Raw genomic sequence first — 20,618 nt, forward strand, 5'->3', positions numbered from 1 at the left:
CGGACGGGGGCGCTACGCGCCGGCGGGCGGATGCTGCAGCAGCTCGACGCGTTCGTCGAGGTACCGCTGCAACGGCGCCGGCGCGCCCGTCGCGCTCCAGCGCACCATCGGGGTGTCGCCGGAGAGCAGCAGGGGCGAGGTCGTGGCGTCCACGCGATCGAGGTCGAGCAGGCGCCACCCGACGTGCACGATCTGCCCTTCGGCGAAGCCGCCCCTTCTGGCGGCTCCCGCCAGCTCCGCCCGGCGGCGTTGCGACTCCGCAGTGAAGCCCCGGCGCACCTCCTCGTGTGCTCGCACGATGTCGCCGGTCGCGGCGATGCCCTCGTCGGTGACGAGCAGCGCGCCGAGATGCCAGGCCTCTCCGGCCGGCACGATGCGCGCGGCGCGCGGAAACCCCAGCGTGCGCCGCGCTGCCCGCAGGTCGCCCAATCCCTCGCGGGGGACGCCGACGAGCCGACGCCGCACCCCGTCGAGGATCTCCTCAGCCCGCATCGCCGGCCTCCACGGCCTCCTGCGCCCGGGCGGCGTGGGCAGCCGCCTCCTCCGACCGCTTCTCCCGGCGCGCGCGTTCTTGCTCGAGCGTGGCGACCTCGGCGTCGGCTTTCGCCGCATCGTCGGTGAGGCGGGAGAGCTCGGCACGCAGGTCGTCGACCCGCTCGTGCAGCAGCTCGGCACGCTCACGCCTCTTGGCCAGGCGGTCGGCCGTCTGCTGCAGTTCGCGAGCCGCCTCGGCCGCCGCCCGCTGCGCCTCCCGCGACGCCGCTTCCGCGGCCTTGCGGGCGCGACGGGCGGCGAGATCGTCCCGCGAGCGGGCGGGCGGTGCCGCGGCGATCCCGGGCACCGAGCCGCCGACATGATCGGCGAGTTCGGCGTCATCGGTACCGGCCGCCTCGACCGGGCGTACGAGCCGGCCCGTCAGCACCGCCGCGGCCGCACCCGGATCGACGACCGCGGCGTTGACCGTCTTGACGACGTCTTCCTGAGCGGTCGCGCTCAGCCTCGTGCCGGCGCTCTCGGCGAGCTGCGCCGCGCGGCGGGCGAGGCCCGCGACCAGCGCGCGACGCTGCGCGCCGAGACGCGCCAGTTCCGGCGCGTCGAGATCGTCCTGGGCCTCCCGGAGCGCGTGCGAGAGCTCGACCGCTTCACCGAGCTGCCCGTCACGGGCGAGCAGGTTGACCGCCCACGCCGAAACGGTGGGTTTGCGCAGCGCTTTGACCTGGGTGGCGAGGGGGCCGGAGGCAGCCGTCGCCCGAGCGTTGCGGGCAGCCGTGAACTCCGCCGGCGCCAGCACGTACAGCTCGGCCGCGATCGCGTCGAGTTCGCCGGCGTCGTTGCGCACCATGCGCCCATTGTGCTGCACACCGCGCCCGGGCGCCTCAGCCGAGGAGAGGGCTCCCCGTGCCGGCGCCACGGATCTCCCGGTGCAGCCGCTCCATGCGCTGATCCAACTCCGCCGCGGTGCCGGCAGCATCCCGCAATTCCGCCAGCAGATCCTCCGGCACCTGCCGGTCGTACTTGTAGTAGATCTTGTGCTCGAGGCTCGCCCAGAAATCCATCGCGATGGTGCGGAACTGCACCTCGACCGGAACGTCGACCCGCCCGGTGGAGAGGAAGACCGGAACCGCCACGATCGCGTGCAGGCTCTTGTAACCGCTCGGCTTGGGCGCCGTGATGTAGTCCTTGACGCTCATCACCGTGATGTCGTCCTGCTGGGTGAGCAGGTCGAACAGGCGGTAGGCGTCGGTCGTGAAACTGCACGTGATGCGCACCCCGGCGATATCGGTGATCGACTCGCGGATCGACGCGAAGTCGGGCTCGATGCCCTTTCGCTGCACTTTGGCGACGAGGCTGTCGGGGGTCTTCACCCGGCTCGAGACGTGCTCGATCGGGTTGTAGGCGTGCGCTTCCTGGAACTCCTCACGGAGGATCGAGATCTTCGTCTCGACCTCCTGCAGTCCGAAGCGGTACTCCATGAGGAACCGCTGGAACTCGTCGCGCATCGTGCGGAGCGAGGCGGCAGACACCGTGATCTGCAGCTCTTCGGGCGACGGCATGTGCGCCACGCTACCGACGGCGGCTACGAGGGCGCTGGGAAGCGGGCGTCATCGGTGCACGGGGTGGCGGCGCTCGAGCGCCGAGCCTTCGACGTCGACGTTCGGGGTGATCTTGTCGAGCCATTTCGGCAACCACCAGGCCGAACGGCCCAAGAGGTGCATGAGGGCCGGCACCAACAGCATCCGCACGACGAAGGCATCGAAGAGCACACCCAGCGCGAGACCGAAGCCGATCGATTTGATCATGACCGATTCGGAGGTGATGAACCCGCCGAAGACCGAGATCATGATGAGGGCGGCGGCGATGACGACCGTGCGACCGGCACGGAACCCCTGGGCCACGGCGAGGCGCGCGGGCGCCCCGTGGGCATAGGCCTCGCGCATTCCGGTTGCCAGGAACAGCTGGTAGTCCATCGCGAGACCGAACAGGATGCCGACGAGGATGACCGGCAGGAAGCTCAGGATCGGACCGGGGTTGTGCACCCCCAGCAGGTCGCTGAACCAGCCCCACTGGAAGACGGCGGTGACCGCGCCGTACGTCGCGAACAACGACAGGACGAAGCCGGCGGTCGCGATGAGCGGCACGAGGAGCGAGCGGAACACCATCACCATGATGAGGAACGACAGCCCGACCACGACGAGCAGGTAGAGCGGCAGCACGTTCGCGAGCCCCTCCGAGATGTCGATGTTGATCGCGGCCTGCCCTGCGACGCCGAGCGTGATGTCCCCGTCGACGGGCGGCAGCGCGCGGAGGTCGCGCACGAGAGCCTCCGTCGAGGAGCTGTTCGGCCCCTCGGAGGGCACCACCTGGAACGCGCCGACGCGGTTGTCGTCCGAGACGGCGACGGGGGCGACGGCGACCACGTCGTCTTGAGCTGCGAGCTCTCGGGCCACGAGCAGCTGATCGTCGAGCACCTGGTCGTCGTCGAGCCCCTCCGGGAAGGTCGCGACCACCAGGAGCGGTCCGTTCACGCCTTCGCCGAAAGCATCCTGCGTCAGCGTGTACGCCTGGTACGCCGTCGAGTCCTCGGCCTCCGAGCCGCCGTCGGGCAGCCCGAGACGCATCGACAGGGCAGGGACGGCGATGGTCAGCAACGCCGCCGTGGCGACGATCACCGTGATGACGGCGCGCAACGTCGACATCGGACGCACGCGGGTGCGCGGCGTCTCGACGGCGGGGTCGACGGATGCTGCCGACGCGGCGCGCTCGCGGGCGCGGCGGCTGAGCAGACGGGTGCCGGCGAGGCTGAGCAGCGCCGGGGTGAGCGTGATCGCGATGAGGACCGCGATCGCGACGCTGACCGCGGCGGCGGTGCCCATCAGCCCGAGGAACGGCACGCCGGTGATGTTCAGGGCCAGCAGCGCCACGATGACCGTGGTGCCGGCGAAGACGACCGCGTTGCCCGCGGTGCCGTTCGCGAGGCCGATCGACTCGGTGACGTCGGCGCCCTGCAAAAGCTGTTTGCGGTGGCGGTAGAGGATGAAGAGCGAGTAGTCGATGCCGACCGCGAGGCCGAGCATCACGCCCAGGATCGGGGTGACCGACGCCATCTGCACGACACCCGAGAAGGCGAGGGTACCGAGGGCGCCGATCGCGACGCCGACGAGGGCAGTCACGATGGGGAACGCGGCGGCGAGGATCGAGCCCAGCACGACCAGCAGCACGACCGCCGCGATCGCGACGCCGACCGCTTCGCCCACCCCGAGGATCTCGGGAACGCCCTGCGAGATGTCGGTCGAGAAGGCGACCTCGACCCCGTCGATGGGTTCGGACTCGAAGTGTTCGACCACGGCGTCCTTCGACGCCTGCGCGAGTTCGAGGCGCGGCACCGTGAAGGAGATGTTGACCAGGGCGGTGGCTTCGTCCTCGGACAGCACGCCGATGCCCTCGGAGAGCGAGAGCAGTTCGGCGCCCCGTTCGAGGTCGGCCGACTGCGTGTCCAGGGTCGCGAGGCCGTCGGTCAGTTGCTGCTGCTGCGCGTCGAGTTCGGCGCGCTGCGCGTCGAGCTGCGCCTGCTGCGCGTCGAGTGCGGTGGTCGGGAGCCCGGCTGCTTCGGCCTGCTGACGGCCGGCATCGAGCTGGGCCTGCCCCGCGTCCAACTGCGCGCGGCCCGCGTCGAGCTGCGCCTGCCCGTCGGCGGCCTGCGTGCGCGCGGCGTCGATCTGGGTACGTCCGTCGGCGGCCTGCTGGGCCTGGTCGGCCTGTTGACCGGCGGCGGCGAAGGGGTCGATGACGTCGGCGACGTCGGGGAGGTCGCGCGCCGAGTCGGCGAGCGCGACGATGTCGGTGCGCTGATCGTCGGTGAAGGCGGAGCCGTCGGTGGTGTGAAACACGACCTGGCCCGAGGCGCCGCTGAAGTCGGGGAGGTCGTTCTCGAGCTCGGCGATGACCTCACCCGAGGCGGTGCCGGGGATGTCGAAGCTCGAGCTGAGGCCTGTGAACCCGATCAGGAACCCGCCGATCGCGATCCCCAGGATCACCAGCCAGGTGACGATCACCGTCCAGACATGGCGCGCGGAGAAGGTTCCCAGACGGTGCAGCAGCTCGGCCATTCGATTTCCTCCGACTCGCGAGGCGCACCCCCGCGGAGGAGGCGCCCTCGACTCCGACAAGCGTGGCTAAGATAACACGCACCGTCTCGTCTTATCTGAACGGAGTCCCCGTGCCCCTGCCTCGAAGCGGTCCCGTCCGCAGCGAAGCCGCTCGGCTGTCGATCCTCGGCGCTGCGGCCGAGCTCATCGCCGAGCGCGGCTACGACCACCTCACGATGGAGGGGATCGCAGCCCGGGCGGGCGTGGGCAAGCAGACGATCTATCGCTGGTGGCCCTCGAAGGGCGCCGTCACCGCCGAGTGCCTGCTCGAGGGGATGCTGTTACCCGGGCAACTGACGCTGCCGCAGACCGGTGACGTCCGTCGCGACCTCGCCGCGTGGCTCGGGGCGATCTTCGCCTTCCTCGGCACCGAGCAGGGCGAGCTGATCTTCCGCTCGCTCATCGCCGCGGCGGCGGAGAACGCCGAGGTGGGGCAGCGGCTGCGCGATGCGCTGTTCCGCCCTGATTCGCTGTCCGAGCGTCTGACCGCCGGCCTCGGCACCACCTCGAACTTGCCGCACGGTGCGCCGGTCGACGAGATCGCCGAGGCCCTCACGGGCGCCGTGCTGCTGCGCGCGCTCAGCCGCGAGCCGTTCTCCCCCGGCGACGCGGAGCGTCTCGTCGACGCGCTCCTCGGCACCTGACGCCCGACTTCTCCGGCGAGGGACGGCTGCTCCCCTGGAAGAGCGCTGCTCCCCTGTCACGAAGGGCGAGTCGCACCCGCACTTCGCGACAGGGGAGCGGTGTTCAGGTCAGCGGGATTCGGCGGCCCGCAGCTCAGCGACGGTGTCGTAGCGTTCCCGGATGCTGGGACGAGGCGCGTGGGGAGGTGTGCGCTCGATCGCGAGCGGCCAGCGGGGCCGTTCGCCGGTGAGGGCCCATGCGGCCTGGCGCGCCGCACCGAGGGCGACGTACTCACCCGGGGCAGGGATCTCGACGGGGGCGTCGAAGATCTGCCCGGCGATCACGGCGACGGCCTCGTTGCGGGCAGCTCCGCCCACGAGGAGCACCCGATGCACCTCGACTCCCAACGCGCGGATCGCGTCCATGCCCGTCGCAAGGCCCGCCAGCATCCCCTCGATCGCGGCGCGAGCGAGATCGGGGCGCGTGGTGTTGGCGAGCGACAGTCCGGTGATCGAAGCGCGCGCGTGCGGCAGGTTCGGGGTGCGCTCCCCCTCGAACCACGGCACCAGCACGACTCCGCCGGCGCCGGGCTCCGCGCTGAGGGCCAGTTCGCCGAGTTCATCGTGCGAGACGCCCAGCAGACGCGCTGTCGCGTCGAGCACTCGCGCGGCGTTCAGCGTCGCGACGAGCGGCAAGTACCCGCCCGCAGCGTCGGCGAAGCCCGCGACCGTGCCGGAAGCATCGGCCACCGGGTCCTCGGTGACGGCGAAGACAGTCCCCGAGGTGCCGAGCGACACCACCACGTCTCCGGGCACCGCGTCCAGGCCCAGCGCGGCGCCGGCGTTGTCGCCCGCCCCCGCGCCCACGATGACACCCTCAGGGGTCATCCCCGCCCGATCGGCCGGCCCGAGCACCCGAGGGAGGATGACGTCGTGACCGAGGGCCCGCTCGAGCAGGTCGCGGTCGTAGCCCGTCGCTCCCCAATAGGCGGTGCCGGAAGCATCCGATCGGTCCGTCGTCAGCTCGTCGAGGGCGGGATGCTGGGGACCGAACCCGCGAAGGCGCCACGTGAGCCAATCGTGGGGCAGGGCGACGGCCGCGACGCGCGCGGCGGCCTCGGGCTCCGCGTCGCGCAGCCACCGCAGCTTGGTCGCCGTGAACGACGCCACCGGTACGACCCCCGTGCGGCGGGCGTACTCCTCGGCGCCCACCTCGGCCAGCAGATCGGCGGCCGCCTGCGCCGAGCGCGTGTCGTTCCACAGCAGCGCCGGCCGGATCACCTCGCCGGCCTCATCGAGCACGACCATCCCGTGCTGCTGGCCGGCCACCGAGATGGCCGCGACGTCGGCGAGTCCGCCGGCGTCGGCGATCGCCGCCTGCAGCGCCTCCCACCAGGCCTCCGGCGCCACCTCGGTCCCCTCGGGGTGAGCGGCCCTTCCCTCGCGGACGATCGCGCCGGTGGCGACGTCGATCACGACGACCTTGCACGACTGGGTGGACGAATCGACTCCGGCGACGAGCGTCATTGCATGTACTTCCGTTCTGGATCGAGCGTGGGGGCGCACATCGGCGTGCGGGGACGCTCACGCCCCCGCACGCCGAGCGAAGCGGTATCAGCCGCGAGCGCCGAGCAGGTGCTCGGTCGCGAGCTGCTGCAGGCGCACGAAGCCGAAGCCGTGTCCCCCGTAGAACGCGTCGGCGTCGAAGTCCTCGTAGGCCGAGCGGTCGGCGAGGAACGCGTCGTAGGTCTCGCCCTCGTTCAGCGTCGGCTGGGCGAGTTCGAAGACCTGCGCCGCCTCGAGCGCCTCCTGCACCTCGGGATCGGCGCGGAAGGCCGCCGCCCGCTCCTTGAGCAGGAGGTAGGTGCTCATGTTGGCCTTCGCCGAGTCCCAGACGCCCGTCTCGTCCTCGGTGCGGCTCGGCTTGTAGTCGAAGTGACGGGGCCCGTCATACGCCGGCACGCCGCCGGGGCCGCCGTTCTCGAGGAGGTCGACCAGGGCGAAGGCGTTGTGCAGATCGCCGTGACCGAACACGAGGTCCTGGTCGTACTTGATCCCGCGCTGGCCGTTGAGGTCGATGTGGAAGAGCTTGCCGTGGTACAGCGCCTGCGCGATGCCGGCGGCGAAGTTCAAGCCCGCCATCTGCTCGTGACCGACCTCGGGGTTGACGCCCACGAGTTCGGGACGCTCGAGCGAGTCGATGAAGGCGAGAGCGTGTCCGAGCGTCGGCAGCAGGATGTCACCGCGCGGCTCGTTCGGCTTCGGCTCGATCGCGAAGCGGATGTCGTATCCCTTGTCGGTGACGTAGTCGCCGAGCAGGTTGACGGCCTCGCGATAGCGCTCGAGCGCGGAACGGATGTCTTTCGCGGAGTCGTACTCGGCGCCCTCGCGGCCGCCCCACATCACGAAGGTCTTGGCACCGAGCTCGGCACCGAGGTCGAGCTGGCGGAAGACCTTGCGCAGGGCGAAGCGGCGCACGGAACGGTCGTTCGAGGTGAACCCGCCGTCCTTGAAGACCGGTGCGCTGAACAGGTTGGTGGTCACCATCGGAACGATCATGCCGGTGTCGGCCAGTGCGCCCTTGAGGCGGTCGATCTGGGTCTGCCGCTCGGCGTCGGTCGAACCGAACGCGAAGAGGTCGTCATCGTGGAACGTCAGGCCGTAGGCACCGAGCTCGGAGAGCTTCTCGACCGCGTGCACGACATCGAGCGGCGGGCGGGTCGGGCCGCCGAACGGGTCGGCGCCGTTGTATCCCACCGTCCAGAGTCCGAAGGAGAACTTGTCGGCAGCGGTAGGGGTGGGGGTGGGCATGGGTGCTCCTGCTCAGCATTGAGGGTATTTGTTGGCTTTCACAACCTAATCGATCCGCCGAGCCGCGTCCAGTACCTATCCGCCGCGGCCGCTCTGGCACAGTAGGTGGATGAGCGAAGCCGCCGCGAGAACCGAGCGCGTCCGTCGCGCCAATCTCGCGCGGGTCCTCCGCCTGGTGCACCTCGACGGCCCGCAGTCCCGGGCGGCGCTCACCGAGGCGACGGGCCTGAACCGCTCCACGATCGCCGCCCTCGTCGGCGAGCTCGTCGACGAGGGCCTCGTGCAAGAGCGCGCGCCCGACTCCGTGGGACGTGTCGGGCGGCCCTCCCCCGTCGTCGCGGTCGACCCCCGCGTGGTCGCGATCGCCGTCAATCCCGAAGTGGATGCGATCACGATCGCCGCGGTGGGCCTGGACCGGCGGGTGCTCGCTCGCGATCGCATCGAGACCGCCGAGGTGCTCACGCCGTCCGCGGTCGCCGCCTCGGTCGCTGCACGCATCGAGCAGTGGCGAGCGGGCGTCCTGCGCTCGGCCCGCATCGAGGGGGTCGGTCTCGCCGTCCCCGGTCTCGTCCGCACCCTCGACGGCATCGTGCGCATCGCGCCGCACCTCGGCTGGCAGAACGCGCCCGTCCGCGACCTCGTCACCGCCGCCACGGGTCTTCGCACCACCGTCGGCAACGACGCGAGCCTCGGCGCTCTGGCCGAGCATCTCTTCGGTGCGGCGCGCGGCGTCGACGACGTCGTCTACCTGAACGGCGGGGCGAGCGGTATCGGCGGCGGCGTGATCGTGCACGGCCGACCCCTCGGGGGCGCGGGGGGCTATGCCGGCGAGTTCGGGCAGAACCGACCCGGTATCGCCGCCGACGTCGACCGGCGCGCCGGCGACGGCGTGCTCGAGGACGAGGTCAGCCGCACACGTCTGCTCGCCGCGGTCGGGCTCGACAGCGCTGACGAGCCCACACTCGCCGCCGCCATCGCGGCGAGTGCCTCGGCGATCGTGACCGACGAGGTCGCGCGGCAGCGTCGCATCCTGGTCACCGCCCTCGCCAACGCCGTCAACGTGCTCAACCCCTCGGTCGTGGTGCTGGGCGGCTTCCTCGCCACCATCGCGGCCGACGCGATCCCCGAGTTGCTCGTGGAGGTGCGTCGACAGACCATGCCCACGCTGGCAGACGATCTCGAGCTGCGCCTCGCCGTGCTCGCCGAAGATCGCCTGCTGATCGGTGCGGCGGAGCTCGCCTTCGCCGATCTGCTGAGCACCCCCGCGCTCCCTTGAGCGCGGGGGTCTGCAGCAGCCCTCAGACCGCAGCGCCGACCGCGACCGCGTGGCCGCGCTCGGCGGCGAAACGGTCGACGCGCGCCACCACGACTCGAGGATCGGCCGGGGTGACGGCGTGCACCGCACCGGTGAAGCGGATGCGTGCGGCGGCGTCCTTGTCGGCACTGGAGGATCCGACCCATACCTCGACCTCGCCCGGCTCGACGATGCGCCGGAGCGACCGGTCGCTGAAGGCCAACCGTGTGGTGGGCACCGCGAACACCACCCGGGCCTCCTCGCCGGCTGCCAAGGTCACGCGCTCGTAACCGAGCAGTTGCGCAACCGGCCGGGTGACGCTGGCGTAGAGGTCGCGCCCGTACACCTGCACCAATTCGGTCCCCGAAATCGAGCCGGTGTTGCGGATCGTCACGGCCACCTCGAAAGTGCCACCGGCCGGCACCTCCTCCTCGACCACGAGATCGCTCCGCTCGACGCTGTGGTAGCTCAGGCCGTGCCCGAACGGCAGCACCGGCGAGCTGTCGGTGCTGGTGATCTCGGAATCGCCGCCGAGGATCGGGTGCAAGTACGTGAACGGCTGCGCCCCGGCCGACCGCGGCATCGAGACCGGGAGGTGTCCCGAGGGGTTGGCGCGTCCCGACAGCACCGCAGCGATCGCGTCGGCCCCCGCCTCGCCGGGGAAGAACGCCTGCACGACGGCGGCCGGCCGGTGCGCGCCGGCGAAGGCCCAGTCCAGGGCGTAGGGCCGGCCGGTGAGCAGCACCATCACCACGGGCGTCCCGGTCGCGACGATGCTCGCCACGAGCTCGCGCTGGAGGCCGGGCAGTTCGAGGCTTTCGGTGTCGTTGCCCTCGCCCACCGTTCCCCGTCCGAAGAGCCCGGCCCGATCGCCGACGACGACGATCGCGACGTCGGCCTCCTGGGCGAGCTCATCCGCGCGGGAGAAGCCGGAGCGATCGGTTCCCTCCACCGCGCAGCCCGGCGCCGAGGTGATCTCAGCACCGGGGAACTCCGAGCGCAGTGCGTCCAGGACCGTCGGTATCTCGATGCCCAGCGGCGTGCCCGGGTGGTGCGCGAGCACGTGGTTCACGAAGGAGTAACACCCCATCAGGGGCTCGGATGCTGCCGCGTTGGGCCCGATGACGGCGATCCGCCGCGGTTGGCCGAGCGGCAACGTGCCCTCGTTCGACAGCAGCACGAGCGACTCCTCGGCCAGACGCCGCGCGATGTCGCGGTGCGCGGGCGTGTCGAGGTCGATCGCGGTGGGCGGGTGCTCGAACGTCGCGTCGAGCAGGCCGAGCTGTTCCTTCTGCGTGAGCACACGAAGGACCGCCCGATCGATCAGCGCTTCGTCGGTGACGCCCGAGCGCACCCGCTCGGCCAGCGGCGCGAGGAACGCGTCGCCGGTCGGCAGCTCCACGTCGACGCCCGCGGCAAGCGCCAGCTCGGCGGCCGCGCCGAGGTCTTCGGCGACCGCGTGCATCGTGTGCAGGAACGCGACGGCGAAATAGTCCGACACGACCACGCCGTCGAAGTCCCACTGCTCGCGCAGGATGCCTTCGAGGTACGCGGGGGTGGCTGCAACCGGATCGCCGTCGATCTCGGCATAGGAGTTCATCACCGACCGCGCGCCGGCGTCGCGGACGGCCATCTCGAACGGCGGGAGGAACACGTCCGCGATCTCGCGCGGCCCCGCGTGCACCGGCGCATGGTTACGACCGGCTTGCGAGGCGGAATAGCCGACGAAGTGCTTGAGCGTCGCGTGGACACCAGCATCCTGAAGCCCCCGCACGTACGCGGAGCCGACGGTGCCGACGACGTACGGGTCTTCGCTGATGCACTCGTCGACGCGCCCCCACCGGGGGTCGCGGATGACGTCGAGCACGGGCGCCAGCCCCTGATGGATGCCCAGCTGCCGCATGGACTCGCCGATCGCCCGCCCCATCTCCGCCACCAGGTCGGGGTCGAAAGCGGCCCCCCAGGCGAGCGGGGTGGGGAAGGTCGCGGCCTGCCACGCGGCCAGACCCGTCAGGCACTCCTCGTGCACGAGGGCGGGGATGCCGAGGCGGGTCTCCTGCTGCAGCCGCCGCTGCTCGCCCCACAGCCACTCCGCGCGCTGCACCGGATCGACGGGCCGGGTGCCGTAGACCCGGGTGAGTTGGCCCAGGCCGTGCACCGTCGCGTCGGCGTACGTGCTCGCCGTGGCCATCTCGCCCGCCATCGGCGCGACGACCTCGTCGCCCTGGTCGACCCAGAAGCCCACCAGCTGAGCGAGCTTCTCTTCGAGGGTCATCTCGGCCAGCAGCGCGCTGACGCGCGCCGAATGTCGGTCATTCATCGGATTCGTCACTGTGGGAGCCCTCTCAGCCCTTGACCGCGCCGGTCAGTCCGCCGACGATGCGGCGCTCGAACAAGCTGAAGAACACCAGCGCGGGAATCATCGACAGCGAGGTGAACGCGAGCACCCTCGCGGTGTCGACGGAGTACTGCGAGCTGAACGCCTGCACGCCCAGCGGCAGGGTGAAGGTCGCCTCGTTGTTCAGGATGAACAGGGGCAGCAGATAGCCGTTCCAGCTGCCGATGAACGCGAGGATGCCCGTGGTGATGACGCCCGGAAGCGACAGCGGGATGACCATGCGCCAGAAGAAGCCGAGCCGACTCGCGCCGTCGATGAACGCCGCCTCCTCGATCTCGTCGGGGATGGCCCGCAGGAACGGCACCAGGATGATGATCGTCGTCGGCAGGGCGAAGGCGATCTGCGGCAGGATGACGCCCGGCAGGGAGTTCATCAGCCCGAGATCGCGACGGTGATGGGGAACATCAGTCCGGCGGCGAACAGCGCGTACAGGAGGCCGCGACCGCGGAAGCGGTAACGGGCCAGGACGTAACTCGCCATGAGCCCGAGCAGCACCGCGCCGGCCGTCGTGGCGAGCGCCGCGATCGCGGAGTTCAGCACCTGCCGCCAGAACATCGAGCCGGTGAGAACCGAGAGGTAGTTCTCCACCATCCACGGGTCCGGGAACCCGGCGGGATCGGTGGTGATCTGCGAGTTCGTGCGGAAGCCGCCGAGGATGATGTACGCGACCGGGGTCAGCAACAGCGCGATGACCGCGAGCGCCAGGAAGTAGATGAACGGGTTTCCCCAGGGCAGCTTCGGGCGGTCTCGACCGCGCCGACGCGATTTCGGGGTCGTGATGACCGCTGTGGCAGTGCTCATCATTTCTTCCCTCCGGTCAGGGCGCCCTGGGTGTCGCGGCGCAGGACGAATCGCTGGTAAACCAGGGCGACGACGAGCGAGATGATGAAGATCACGACGGCGACCGCGTTGCCGTAGCCGTAATTACCGGCATTGCGCCCCTCGGAGACCATGTAGGTCGCCATGGTGGAGGTACCGGCGGTGGAGGCCACGTACTGACCCCAGATGATGTAGACGAGGTCGAACAGCTGCAGCGAGCCGATGATCGACAGGAAGGCCCAGATCCGCACGGTCGGTCCGAGCAACGGGATCGTGATCGTGCGCTGGATCTGCCAGAACGAGGCCCCGTCGATCGCCGCCGCTTCCGACAGCTCCTCGGGGATGCCCTGGAGGCCGGCGAGGAAGAGGATGACGGCGAAGCCGACGTACTTCCACGTGATGATGAGCATCAGGGTCCAGATGGCGATGTTCGGATCCGCCAGCCAGTCCTGCTCGATACCGCCGAGGCCGACCTTCTCGAGGAAGCCGTTCAGCGCGCCGTTCTGCTGGAGCATCAGGCTCCAGCCGACGCCGACCACGACCTCCGCGATGACGTAGGGCACGAAGATCAGCACGCGGATGACCGACTGCCCGCGCATCTTGCGGTTGAGCAGCAGCGCCAGAAGCAATGCGATCGGTCCTTGCAGCACCAGGGAGGCGACCACGATCAGAGCGTTGTGGCTGAGAGCCGAGTGGAAGTTGGGGTCCTGGATGATGATCAGGTAGTTGTCGAAACCTACGAAGTTCGTCGGTACCCCGTAGCCCTTCCAGTTGAAAAAGCCGTAGTAGGCGGCGGCGACGACGGGGAAGATGACGAAGCCGAGGAAGACGAGGAGGGCGGGACCGACGAGCAGCGCGATCTCCGCGCGGCCCCGCCACCCGACGCCCTTCGGTCGCGAACGGACGGGCGGGGACGACGGTGTACCGTCGCCCCCGCCGAGTCCCGCGACCGTGGCGGAAGAGGAGTTCTTCCGCAACGTTTCTTCGCGGAGGGTCATGTGAGCGCGCCTCAGCCCTTCGCAGCCGCGGCGTTCACAGCATCCACGAGATCCTGCGGACCGCTCTGGCCCGCGAGCAGGTCGACGACGGCCACGTTGAGCGCGTTGCCGACGTTCAGGCCGTAAACGGTGTCGAGCCACTGCGAGGCGAACGGTGCGTCGTTGTAGGCCGCGATGATCTCCTGCAGGTAGGGCTCGGTGACCGCTTCCTGGGCGACCGTGTTCACCGGCGGGGCGGCGAAGGCCTTGTAGTAGGCCTCCTGCACGTCGGCTGTCGCGAGGTAGTTGAGGAAGTCGACGCACTCGTCGGGAGCGCCCGCCGAGCAGGAGTACCCGTCGACGCCGCCCATGATCGCTCCGGGCTCACCGTCTCCACCGGAGACCTCCGGGAACGGGAACCAGGCCAGGTCGGCGAGCGGCTGCTCGTCGGGGGTCAGCGAGCTGATCACGCCGGGGTTCCAGGCGCCCATGAGTTCCATACCCGCCTGGTGGTTCGCCAGCAGACCGGCCGACGATCCTGCGCCCTGCTGAGCAGCGGTGGAGAGGAAGCCCTCGTTGTAGGGCTCGGTCTCGGCGAAGCTCTGCAGGTTCTCGGCAGCCTCGAGCCAGCACGGGTCGTCGAAGTTCATCTCTTCGGCCGCCTGCGCCATCACGTCGGCGCTGCAGGCACGGAGTGCGAAGAAGTAGTACCAGTGCGCAGCGGGCCAGGCATCCTTGCCGCCGAGGGCGATCGGCGCGACGCCGGTCTCCTTCAGAGCTTCGACGGCCGTTTCGAGGTCGTCGATCGACTCGGGAGCCTCGGTGATCCCGGCCGCGTCGAAGAGGTCCTGACTGTAGAAGATGCCGCCGGGCAGCACGGCGACCGGCATGGCGTACACCTTGTCGTCGATCGTGTTGGCCGCGTACGCGTTCTCGGGGATCTCGGTGGTCGCGTCGTCGGAGAGCAGCCCGGTGAGGTCCTTCACCTGTCCCGCCTCGACCATCGCGGCCAGCTTGCCGCCGCCGCGCTGGAGGAACAGGTCGGGGGCGTCGCCGGAGTTGAGGGCGGTCTGGAGCTTGCCGTCGAGCTCCTCGTTCTGCAGCGCCTGGATCTCGATCGTGACGCCGGGGTTCGCCGCGGAGAAGTCCGCGGCCGTGGTCTTCCAGAACTCCTGACCGGGACCGGTCGAGGAGTTGTGCCACAGGGTCATCGTGACGGAGCCGTCGTCGGAGCCGGAGTCACCGCCGGAACATCCGCTGAGCGCGAGCGCTCCCGTGAGCAGGACTGCTGCGCCCGCTCCGAATCTGCTGAGCTTCATGTGATCCACCTGTTCTCTTCGTTGAGTGCTAGCTCGTGCGTCGAGCTGCGGGGGCCGTTCGGGCCGGCTGATGCGGGCTGGTCGAACATCCCCAGTGTCACCCGGGGGAAAAGAGGCGTCAAACGTTTTCGAAATCATTTTCAATGACCCCTAAGATCAGGGCCATGGCACGAAGAGCTACCATCCACGACGTCGCCGCCGCGGCCGGCGTCTCGGTCGCGACCGTGTCGAAAGCGGTCAACGGCCGCTACGGCGTCGCCGACGCCACGGTCACCCGCGTGCTGGCGGCGGTCAGCGAACTGGGGTACGAGTCGAGCCTGGTCGCGAGCAGCATGCGGGCACGCCGGACGGGCGTGATCGGGGTGCTCGTGGCCGACTTCGAGCCGTTCAGCGCGGAGATCCTCAAGGGTGTCGGTGCAGCGCTGCGCGACACCGAGTACGACCTCCTCGCCTACAGCGGATCGCGGCGGCGCGACGTGCAGGGATGGGAGCGACGTTCGCTCAGTCGCCTCAGCGGCACCCTCATCGACGGCGTGATCATGGTCACCCCGACGGTGCTGGAGGTGACCACGGAGGTTCCGATCGTGGCCGTGGACCCCCACACCGGTCGAGCCGATCTCCCCACGGTCGAATCCGACAGCTTCACCGGCGCCCATCAGGCGACGAGCTTCCTCGCCGAACTCGGCCACCAGCGCATCGGCTTCCTCGCCGGCCGGCCCGACCTGCGCTCCTCGATAGCCCGGGAGTCGGGATACCGGCGCGCACTGGCCGATGCCGGACTCCCGCACGATCCGAACCTGACGCGGGTGGGCATGTACCACCCCGAGACGGTCGCCCATGCCGCCCGCGCGCTGCTGGAGTCACCGGATCGCCCGACGGCCGTCTTCGCCGCCAACGACCTGTCCGCTCTCGTGCTCATCCGGGTGGCCGGGGAACTGGGGATCAGCGTCCCCTCGGAGCTGTCGGTCGTCGGCTTCGACGACATCCCCGAGGCCTCGCAGTCGGCCATCCCGCTCAGCACCGTCCGCCAGCCGATGCAGCGGATCGGCGCGACGGCCGCGGGGCTGCTGGTGGCGTTGATGACCGGGCAGACTCCGGACGTGACGCACATCGAGCTGCCGACGCGACTGGTCCCCCGCGCCACCACGGCGCCGCCCCTCGTCGCTGCGTGAGGCGTGTTCAGCCGGCCTCAGCCGCCCGCCACTGAGCCGCGGCCGTCAGCGGAACCAGCGTCGGCACGGCAGGGCGGGAGGAGACGGCTCGGCGCTCGCCGCTCTCGGCGGAGGCGAGCAGCGTTGTCATGACCTCGAGGACGTGCAGCGCGAGGTCACCGCTCGCGCGCGCCGCTCCGCCGACGAAGTCGATGAGCCCGACCCCGCGCGAGCCCTCCTGGTACCCGGCCGATGCCGGGAGGTCCACCCAATCGTCTCCCCCGTGGTCCGAAGCTGCGGCGCGATGGCGCACCACGCCATCGAACCAGTTGGGGTCGGGGAGGGCGAGCGACCCGGACTCGCCGTGCACCTCGATCGGGGCGGCGCCCGTGCCGGCGCCGTCGAAGCTCATGACGACGGTCGAGAGGGCGCCGTCGACGTGTTCGAGGATGCCCGTCACGTGGGTGGCGATCTCGACGTCGATGACTTCCCCCGCGCGTGGACCCGTCGCGATCCGACGCGTGTCGCGGGTGCGACTGGCCGCGCCCTGCACGGCGCGAACCGGGCCGAGCAGGTGGACGAGCGAGGTGAGGTAGTAGGGCCCCATGTCCAGCAGCGGCCCGCCCCCGGCGCGGTAGTAGAAGTCGGGGGCCGGATGCCAGGCCTCATGCCCCGGGGCGACCCACGTGGCCGACGCCGCGACGGGGCGACCGATGAGCCCGCGGGTCACGGCGTCGCGCGCCGTCTGCACCCCGGTGCCCAGCACGGTGTCGGGAGCGCATCCGACTCGCACACCCCGCTCCGCGGCGGCGCGCATCACCGCCTCCGCCTCGACGAGGGTCGCGGTCAGCGGCTTCTCGCCGAAGACGTCCTTCCCCGCCGCGATCGCCGCCAGCGCCACGCCCGCGTGCGCGGCGGGTGTCGTCAGGTTGAGAACGGTCTGCACGCGCGGGTCGGCGACGAGTTCGTCCACGGTGCGCGCGGCCGCGTCGGGAAGGGAGGCGGCCACGTCGCGAGCGCGTTCGGCGTCGAGGTCGGCGACGGCGACGACCTCGATGGCCGGTGAGAGGGCGAGGGTCTCGAGGTAGGCCCGCGAGATGACCCCGAGCCCGACGATTCCTACCGCGTGGCCCACAGCATCCCCCTCTCGATGATCTGTCGGACGGAGGCTTCGTTCAGAACCGCTGGGTCGTGCCCCGGAGTGGCGACGAAGATCCGGCCGCTCCCCCACGCCCGCGTCCAGACGGCGGGCGAGACGATCGGCCGGTGCCACGGGTGGAAGGGCTGCACCGGGTGGGTCGTGGTGGCCAGCACGTCGATGAGGTCGTCGTGGAGCACCCAGTACTGCTCGGTGCGCAGGCCGAAGTCCGCGATCCCCGCGGTGATCGGATGGCTGCGACCGAGGTCGGTGAACGCGATGGTGTGATCGAGGAAGTTGTCGCTCTCCCCACCGCCGCGGGCGTCGAGGGCGGCCGAGGGATGCGTCGCGAACTGCGCACCGATCAGGTGCAGGTAGTCCGAGCTGGCGCGGTAGGAGTCGACGATCCCGCCGTGCCAGCCGGCGAGCCCCGTGCCGGCCTCGACGGCGGTGCGGAGACCACGGACGGCGGCTTCGGAGATCTCGGACATCGTGACGGACTGCACGACGAGGTCGGTGGCGGCCATCGCCACCGCATCCGCGTACACCTCGTTGGAGTCCTCGATGCGCACGGTGTAGCCGTTCGCTTCGAGGAACGGCACGAACAGGTCGGTCGCGGCCACCGGATGATGCCCGTCCCACCCCCCGCGCACGATCAGGGCATTGCTCATCGGTCGTCCTTCCGAGTGGCGGCAGACGAGCGGCCCGGTCGGCAACAGTGCCGGTCGGGCGAAGACTCGCCTCAGGAGGTGCGGACGCGGCGAGCGCGCGGCACCAGTTCGCCGTCGATGATATCGATGGCCGTCAATCCGGCGAACGCGTTCTCGATCTGCGAGAGATCACTGTCGCCGGCGTCGTGCTCAGACGCATCGGAGCCGGGGTGTGGATTCACAGCCTGGTTCTCCTTCCGGTTGACCCCCACGATGCCAGGCGCCGCGACGCGCATGCACGCCCTTGACAGCCCCCCTCGGCGCGGCGTACCCGCGAACACCGCCCGCGCTAGGGTGTGCGTATGGGCAGCATCTACTACGGGGGATCGGGCACCCCCATCCCGATCGAGGATCGCGCGCTCGCGCATCTGAAGGTCGTGATCGCGACGAAGTTGCGCCGCGGTGAGAGCTTCACCCTCTCGTGGCGCCACCCCGACGATCAGCCGAACGGCCGCAGCACGCTGTGGCTGCATCCCTCGATTCCGCTGCGCTTCGTCTTCGACGACCCCGAGCCGGCGATGCTGAGCCGCGAATGGGTCGAGGAGCTGGCGAACTCCGCCAACTCCTCGGGCGGCATCATGCTCGTCGCGGAGCATTTCGACGTCACGCCGACGACCGCTTCCTGAGCGGGTCAGCCCTCTTCGACGAAGCCGTCCTCCGAGGGCTCCGGCACGATCGCGAGCCCGTTGGGTCCGCTCGCGACGAGCATGAGCTCCTCGATCCACGCCCGGTTGATCCGCGGGTTGCGGCTGCCGAAGAAGTGGAACTGGATCGGCACGGAGGGGTGCATCCAGAAGCTGCGTCGACCGCTGCCGTCACCGACCTCGATGTCGAACATGAAGGACTCCGAGCGCCGCAGCTTGTTCATCACCACGATCCGCAGGTGGGCCAGCGTGCGGTCGTCGATATCCACCGAGTTGGTCATGGTGTCGTAGATGAATCTGCCCATACAGCGAGCCTATCGGCCCCGATCCGGCCTGCCTGCCTGCGGCGCGATCAGTCCGACTCCCCGAGCAGCCGGGCGCGCACCTCGCGGCGCAGCACCTTGCCGATGAGTGAACGGGGCAGGTCGTCGACGGCGAAGACCCGCTTCGGAACCTTGTACGCCGCGAGCCGCGTGCGGCAGTAGTCGCGCAGGCCGTTCACGTCCAGCTCGACGTCGTCACGCAGCACCACGGCCGCCGCCACGTCCTCGCCGCCGTCCTTGCGCGCCAGCGCGACCACGGCGGCATCCGCCACGTCGGGGTGCTGTTTCAGCGTCTCCTCCACCTCGGTGGGCGACACGTTGAACCCGCCCGTGATGATGAGCTCTTTCAGCCGGTCGACGATTGTGACGAAGCCGTCGGGGGCGACGCTGACGATGTCACCCGAGCGCACCCAGCCGTCCTCGAGAAGCGACTCCGCCGTCGCGTCGGGCTGTCCCCAGTACCCCTGGAAGACCTGCGGCCCGCGGATCAGCAACTCCCCCGGCTCCCCGAACGGCACGTCGACCGAGGTGTCTTCCGGGTCGACGACCCGGATCTCGGTGCTGGGGAACGGCACCCCCACCGTGCCAGGTCGGCGCGAGGGTCCGATCGGGTTGCCGAGGGCGACCGGCGAGGTCTCGGTCATGCCGTATCCCTCGACGAGGAGGCCTCCGGTGGCCTCCTCCCAACGCTCCACCGTCGGCACGGGCAGGCTCATCGCGCCCGAGATCGCGAACCGCACCGAGGTCAGATCGATCGAGCCGTGTGCGGACGCCCGGGCGAGCTGTTCGTAGATCGGGGGCACCGCGGGGAAGAACGTGGGCGGACTCTTCTTGGAGGCGGCGGTGACGAGTGAGACGTCGAACTTCGGGAAGAGCACGAGCTTCGCGCCGATGCTCATGGCGAAGGTCAAGCACAGCGTCATCCCGTAGGCGTGGAAGAGCGGCAGCACCCCGTAGAAGGTCTCCTCGCCCTCGGTCAGCCCGGGCACCCAGGCGCGTCCCTGCATCGCGTTCGCGCGCAGGTTGCGGTGGGTCAGCACCGCACCCTTGGGGTTGCCGGTGGTGCCGCTGGTGTACTGCAGCAGTGCGATATCGCCCACGCCCGGTCGAGGGGAGCGGCGCGACAGTCGGCGGCCTGAAATGAGCTCGGTCCAGGTGAGCGGATGCTTCGCCAGCGGCGGGGCGGTCAGCTGAGCCCGTGATTCGCGCGCCTTGGCGACGGGCAGTCGGAGAGCGACCCGAGTGGTCCAGGGCATCGCCGTCGTCATGTCGACACTCACGATGTGCTCGGGGTGCACGTCGGAGGGAAAGTCGTCGACGACGTCGTAGACCTTGTCCCAGACGATCGCGAACCGCGCCTCGTGGTCTTCGAACTGGTGACGCAGTTCGCGAGCGGTGTAGAGCGGGTTGTGCTCCACGACGATTCCGCCGAGCCGAAGCACCGCATAGAACGCGACGACGTGCTGGGGGCAATTGGGCAGGATGAGCGCGACACGATCACCCTTCTCCACCCCGAGCCGCCGCAACCCCTCGGCCGCCCGCTCGATCTGCTCGCCGAGCTCGCGATACGACGTCACCGCTCCGAAGAATTCGAGCGCCGGCGCCCGGCCGTGCTCGATCACGCTCGCCTCGATCATGTCGGAGAGCGTCTGGGTGACGTCGCCGATCTCCGGCGGAACGCCGGGTGCGTAGGCCGCCAGCCAAGGCTTGGACGAATACGGATGCGACGTCGTCATGCGTGGACCATCTTTCGGGTGCAGGAAAG

Annotated in this window: 18 protein-coding genes and 1 pseudogene; 4 read left to right on the top strand and 15 right to left on the bottom strand. The window is 70.2% G+C overall.

Annotated elements, in window-relative coordinates; genetic code table 11:
* Positions 1–12 precede the first annotated feature (12 nt).
* The 4 genes from ACFXP5_RS08375 to ACFXP5_RS08390 are packed head-to-tail and all read right to left on the bottom strand — an operon-like array spanning position 13 to position 4,607.
* Complete coding sequence (locus tag ACFXP5_RS08375; protein WP_394527729.1) at positions 13–492, bottom strand: glutaminase; 480 nt, start codon at positions 490–492, stop codon at positions 13–15.
* Positions 482–1,342 (bottom strand): transposase, encoded by an 861-nt coding sequence (locus ACFXP5_RS08380; protein ID WP_394544287.1) that lies wholly within the window; start codon positions 1,340–1,342, stop codon positions 482–484. The genes ACFXP5_RS08375 and ACFXP5_RS08380 overlap by 11 nt, the downstream gene beginning before the upstream one ends.
* A gap of 34 nt (positions 1,343–1,376) precedes the next feature.
* Positions 1,377–2,054 (bottom strand): GTP pyrophosphokinase, encoded by a 678-nt coding sequence (locus ACFXP5_RS08385; protein ID WP_394544288.1) that lies wholly within the window; start codon positions 2,052–2,054, stop codon positions 1,377–1,379.
* A 48-nt stretch (positions 2,055–2,102) separates the two neighbouring features.
* On the bottom strand, positions 2,103–4,607 hold the full coding sequence (locus ACFXP5_RS08390) for an MMPL family transporter (protein ID WP_394544290.1): 2,505 nt from the start codon (positions 4,605–4,607) through the stop codon (positions 2,103–2,105).
* A 110-nt stretch (positions 4,608–4,717) separates the two neighbouring features.
* Between ACFXP5_RS08390 and ACFXP5_RS08395 the strand changes: the two genes are divergently transcribed.
* Positions 4,718–5,290: a TetR/AcrR family transcriptional regulator gene (locus ACFXP5_RS08395; RefSeq protein ID WP_394544291.1), complete on the top strand. Its 573-nt coding sequence runs from the start codon at positions 4,718–4,720 to the stop codon at positions 5,288–5,290.
* 108 nt (positions 5,291–5,398) lie between these two features.
* On the opposite strand, the gene xylB is transcribed toward ACFXP5_RS08395, so the two are convergent.
* Entirely contained in the window at positions 5,399–6,796 is a 1,398-nt protein-coding gene (xylB, locus tag ACFXP5_RS08400; RefSeq protein WP_394544292.1) for a xylulokinase, read from the bottom strand.
* Between the two features lie 87 nt (positions 6,797–6,883).
* Complete coding sequence (xylA, locus tag ACFXP5_RS08405; protein ID WP_394527735.1) at positions 6,884–8,080, bottom strand: xylose isomerase; 1,197 nt, start codon at positions 8,078–8,080, stop codon at positions 6,884–6,886.
* A 109-nt stretch (positions 8,081–8,189) separates the two neighbouring features.
* On the opposite strand from xylA, the gene ACFXP5_RS08410 reads away from it, so the two are divergent.
* Entirely contained in the window at positions 8,190–9,356 is a 1,167-nt protein-coding gene (locus ACFXP5_RS08410) for an ROK family transcriptional regulator (RefSeq protein ID WP_394544293.1), read from the top strand.
* Between the two features lie 22 nt (positions 9,357–9,378).
* On the opposite strand, the gene ACFXP5_RS08415 is transcribed toward ACFXP5_RS08410, so the two are convergent.
* The 4 genes and pseudogenes from ACFXP5_RS08415 to ACFXP5_RS08430 form a co-directional block, all read right to left on the bottom strand.
* The gene (locus ACFXP5_RS08415) at positions 9,379–11,694 is read right to left on the bottom strand and encodes a beta-xylosidase/alpha-l-arabinosidase (protein ID WP_394544294.1); all 2,316 of its coding nucleotides are present in this window, start codon (positions 11,692–11,694) and stop codon (positions 9,379–9,381) included.
* A gap of 25 nt (positions 11,695–11,719) precedes the next feature.
* Positions 11,720–12,573, bottom strand: a pseudogene (locus tag ACFXP5_RS08420) (carbohydrate ABC transporter permease).
* On the bottom strand, positions 12,573–13,589 hold the full coding sequence (locus ACFXP5_RS08425; protein WP_394527739.1) for a carbohydrate ABC transporter permease: 1,017 nt from the start codon (positions 13,587–13,589) through the stop codon (positions 12,573–12,575). The pseudogene ACFXP5_RS08420 and the gene ACFXP5_RS08425 overlap by 1 nt, the downstream one beginning before the upstream one ends.
* Before the next feature lie 11 nt (positions 13,590–13,600).
* Positions 13,601–14,887: an ABC transporter substrate-binding protein gene (locus tag ACFXP5_RS08430; RefSeq protein ID WP_394527740.1), complete on the bottom strand. Its 1,287-nt coding sequence runs from the start codon at positions 14,885–14,887 to the stop codon at positions 13,601–13,603.
* Positions 14,888–15,051: 164 nt separating this feature from the next.
* Between ACFXP5_RS08430 and ACFXP5_RS08435 the strand changes: the two genes are divergently transcribed.
* A complete protein-coding gene (locus ACFXP5_RS08435; protein ID WP_394544295.1) occupies positions 15,052–16,059 on the top strand; it encodes a LacI family DNA-binding transcriptional regulator in 1,008 nt (335 codons plus the stop codon).
* Between the two features lie 7 nt (positions 16,060–16,066).
* Here ACFXP5_RS08435 and ACFXP5_RS08440 read toward each other — a convergent pair whose 3' ends face one another.
* The 3 genes from ACFXP5_RS08440 to ACFXP5_RS08450 all read right to left on the bottom strand — a co-directional run bounded on the left by ACFXP5_RS08440 (position 16,067) and on the right by ACFXP5_RS08450 (position 18,122).
* A complete protein-coding gene (locus tag ACFXP5_RS08440) occupies positions 16,067–17,173 on the bottom strand; it encodes a Gfo/Idh/MocA family protein (RefSeq protein ID WP_394544296.1) in 1,107 nt (368 codons plus the stop codon).
* Positions 17,158–17,847, bottom strand: coding sequence for a ThuA domain-containing protein (locus ACFXP5_RS08445; protein ID WP_394544297.1), 690 nt, complete (start codon positions 17,845–17,847; stop codon positions 17,158–17,160). Before ACFXP5_RS08445 ends, ACFXP5_RS08440 begins: the two co-directional genes overlap by 16 nt.
* Positions 17,848–17,918: 71 nt before the next feature.
* Positions 17,919–18,122: a hypothetical protein gene (locus tag ACFXP5_RS08450; RefSeq protein WP_394527744.1), complete on the bottom strand. Its 204-nt coding sequence runs from the start codon at positions 18,120–18,122 to the stop codon at positions 17,919–17,921.
* A gap of 66 nt (positions 18,123–18,188) precedes the next feature.
* On the opposite strand from ACFXP5_RS08450, the gene ACFXP5_RS08455 reads away from it, so the two are divergent.
* Positions 18,189–18,512 (top strand): DUF7882 family protein, encoded by a 324-nt coding sequence (locus ACFXP5_RS08455; RefSeq protein ID WP_394527745.1) that lies wholly within the window; start codon positions 18,189–18,191, stop codon positions 18,510–18,512.
* A gap of 5 nt (positions 18,513–18,517) precedes the next feature.
* On the opposite strand, the gene ACFXP5_RS08460 is transcribed toward ACFXP5_RS08455, so the two are convergent.
* The gene (locus tag ACFXP5_RS08460) at positions 18,518–18,835 is read right to left on the bottom strand and encodes a DUF7882 family protein (RefSeq protein ID WP_394544298.1); all 318 of its coding nucleotides are present in this window, start codon (positions 18,833–18,835) and stop codon (positions 18,518–18,520) included.
* A gap of 47 nt (positions 18,836–18,882) precedes the next feature.
* Positions 18,883–20,589 (bottom strand): long-chain-fatty-acid--CoA ligase, encoded by a 1,707-nt coding sequence (locus ACFXP5_RS08465; protein WP_394544299.1) that lies wholly within the window; start codon positions 20,587–20,589, stop codon positions 18,883–18,885.
* Positions 20,590–20,618: the final 29 nt, after the last annotated feature.

Source organism: Microbacterium hanjuni, assembly GCF_043556395.1.
Taxonomy (GTDB): domain Bacteria; phylum Actinomycetota; class Actinomycetes; order Actinomycetales; family Microbacteriaceae; genus Microbacterium.

Excerpts from the sequence above, each read along its gene's own strand:
- ACFXP5_RS08375 (WP_394527729.1), bottom strand. The coding sequence starts at position 492 with ATGCGGGCTGAGGAGATCCTCGACGGGGTGCGGCGTCGGCTCGTCGGC.
- ACFXP5_RS08380 (WP_394544287.1), bottom strand. The coding sequence starts at position 1,342 with ATGGTGCGCAACGACGCCGGCGAACTCGACGCGATCGCGGCCGAGCTG.
- ACFXP5_RS08385 (WP_394544288.1), bottom strand. The coding sequence starts at position 2,054 with ATGCCGTCGCCCGAAGAGCTGCAGATCACGGTGTCTGCCGCCTCGCTC.
- ACFXP5_RS08390 (WP_394544290.1), bottom strand. The coding sequence starts at position 4,607 with ATGGCCGAGCTGCTGCACCGTCTGGGAACCTTCTCCGCGCGCCATGTC.
- xylB (WP_394544292.1), bottom strand. The coding sequence starts at position 6,796 with ATGACGCTCGTCGCCGGAGTCGATTCGTCCACCCAGTCGTGCAAGGTC.
- xylA (WP_394527735.1), bottom strand. The coding sequence starts at position 8,080 with ATGCCCACCCCCACCCCTACCGCTGCCGACAAGTTCTCCTTCGGACTC.
- ACFXP5_RS08410 (WP_394544293.1), top strand. The coding sequence starts at position 8,190 with ATGAGCGAAGCCGCCGCGAGAACCGAGCGCGTCCGTCGCGCCAATCTC.
- ACFXP5_RS08415 (WP_394544294.1), bottom strand. The coding sequence starts at position 11,694 with ATGAATGACCGACATTCGGCGCGCGTCAGCGCGCTGCTGGCCGAGATG.
- ACFXP5_RS08425 (WP_394527739.1), bottom strand. The coding sequence starts at position 13,589 with ATGACCCTCCGCGAAGAAACGTTGCGGAAGAACTCCTCTTCCGCCACG.
- ACFXP5_RS08430 (WP_394527740.1), bottom strand. The coding sequence starts at position 14,887 with ATGAAGCTCAGCAGATTCGGAGCGGGCGCAGCAGTCCTGCTCACGGGA.
- ACFXP5_RS08435 (WP_394544295.1), top strand. The coding sequence starts at position 15,052 with ATGGCACGAAGAGCTACCATCCACGACGTCGCCGCCGCGGCCGGCGTC.
- ACFXP5_RS08445 (WP_394544297.1), bottom strand. The coding sequence starts at position 17,847 with ATGAGCAATGCCCTGATCGTGCGCGGGGGGTGGGACGGGCATCATCCG.
- ACFXP5_RS08450 (WP_394527744.1), bottom strand. The coding sequence starts at position 18,122 with ATGCGCGTCGCGGCGCCTGGCATCGTGGGGGTCAACCGGAAGGAGAAC.
- ACFXP5_RS08455 (WP_394527745.1), top strand. The coding sequence starts at position 18,189 with ATGGGCAGCATCTACTACGGGGGATCGGGCACCCCCATCCCGATCGAG.
- ACFXP5_RS08460 (WP_394544298.1), bottom strand. The coding sequence starts at position 18,835 with ATGGGCAGATTCATCTACGACACCATGACCAACTCGGTGGATATCGAC.
- ACFXP5_RS08465 (WP_394544299.1), bottom strand. The coding sequence starts at position 20,589 with ATGACGACGTCGCATCCGTATTCGTCCAAGCCTTGGCTGGCGGCCTAC.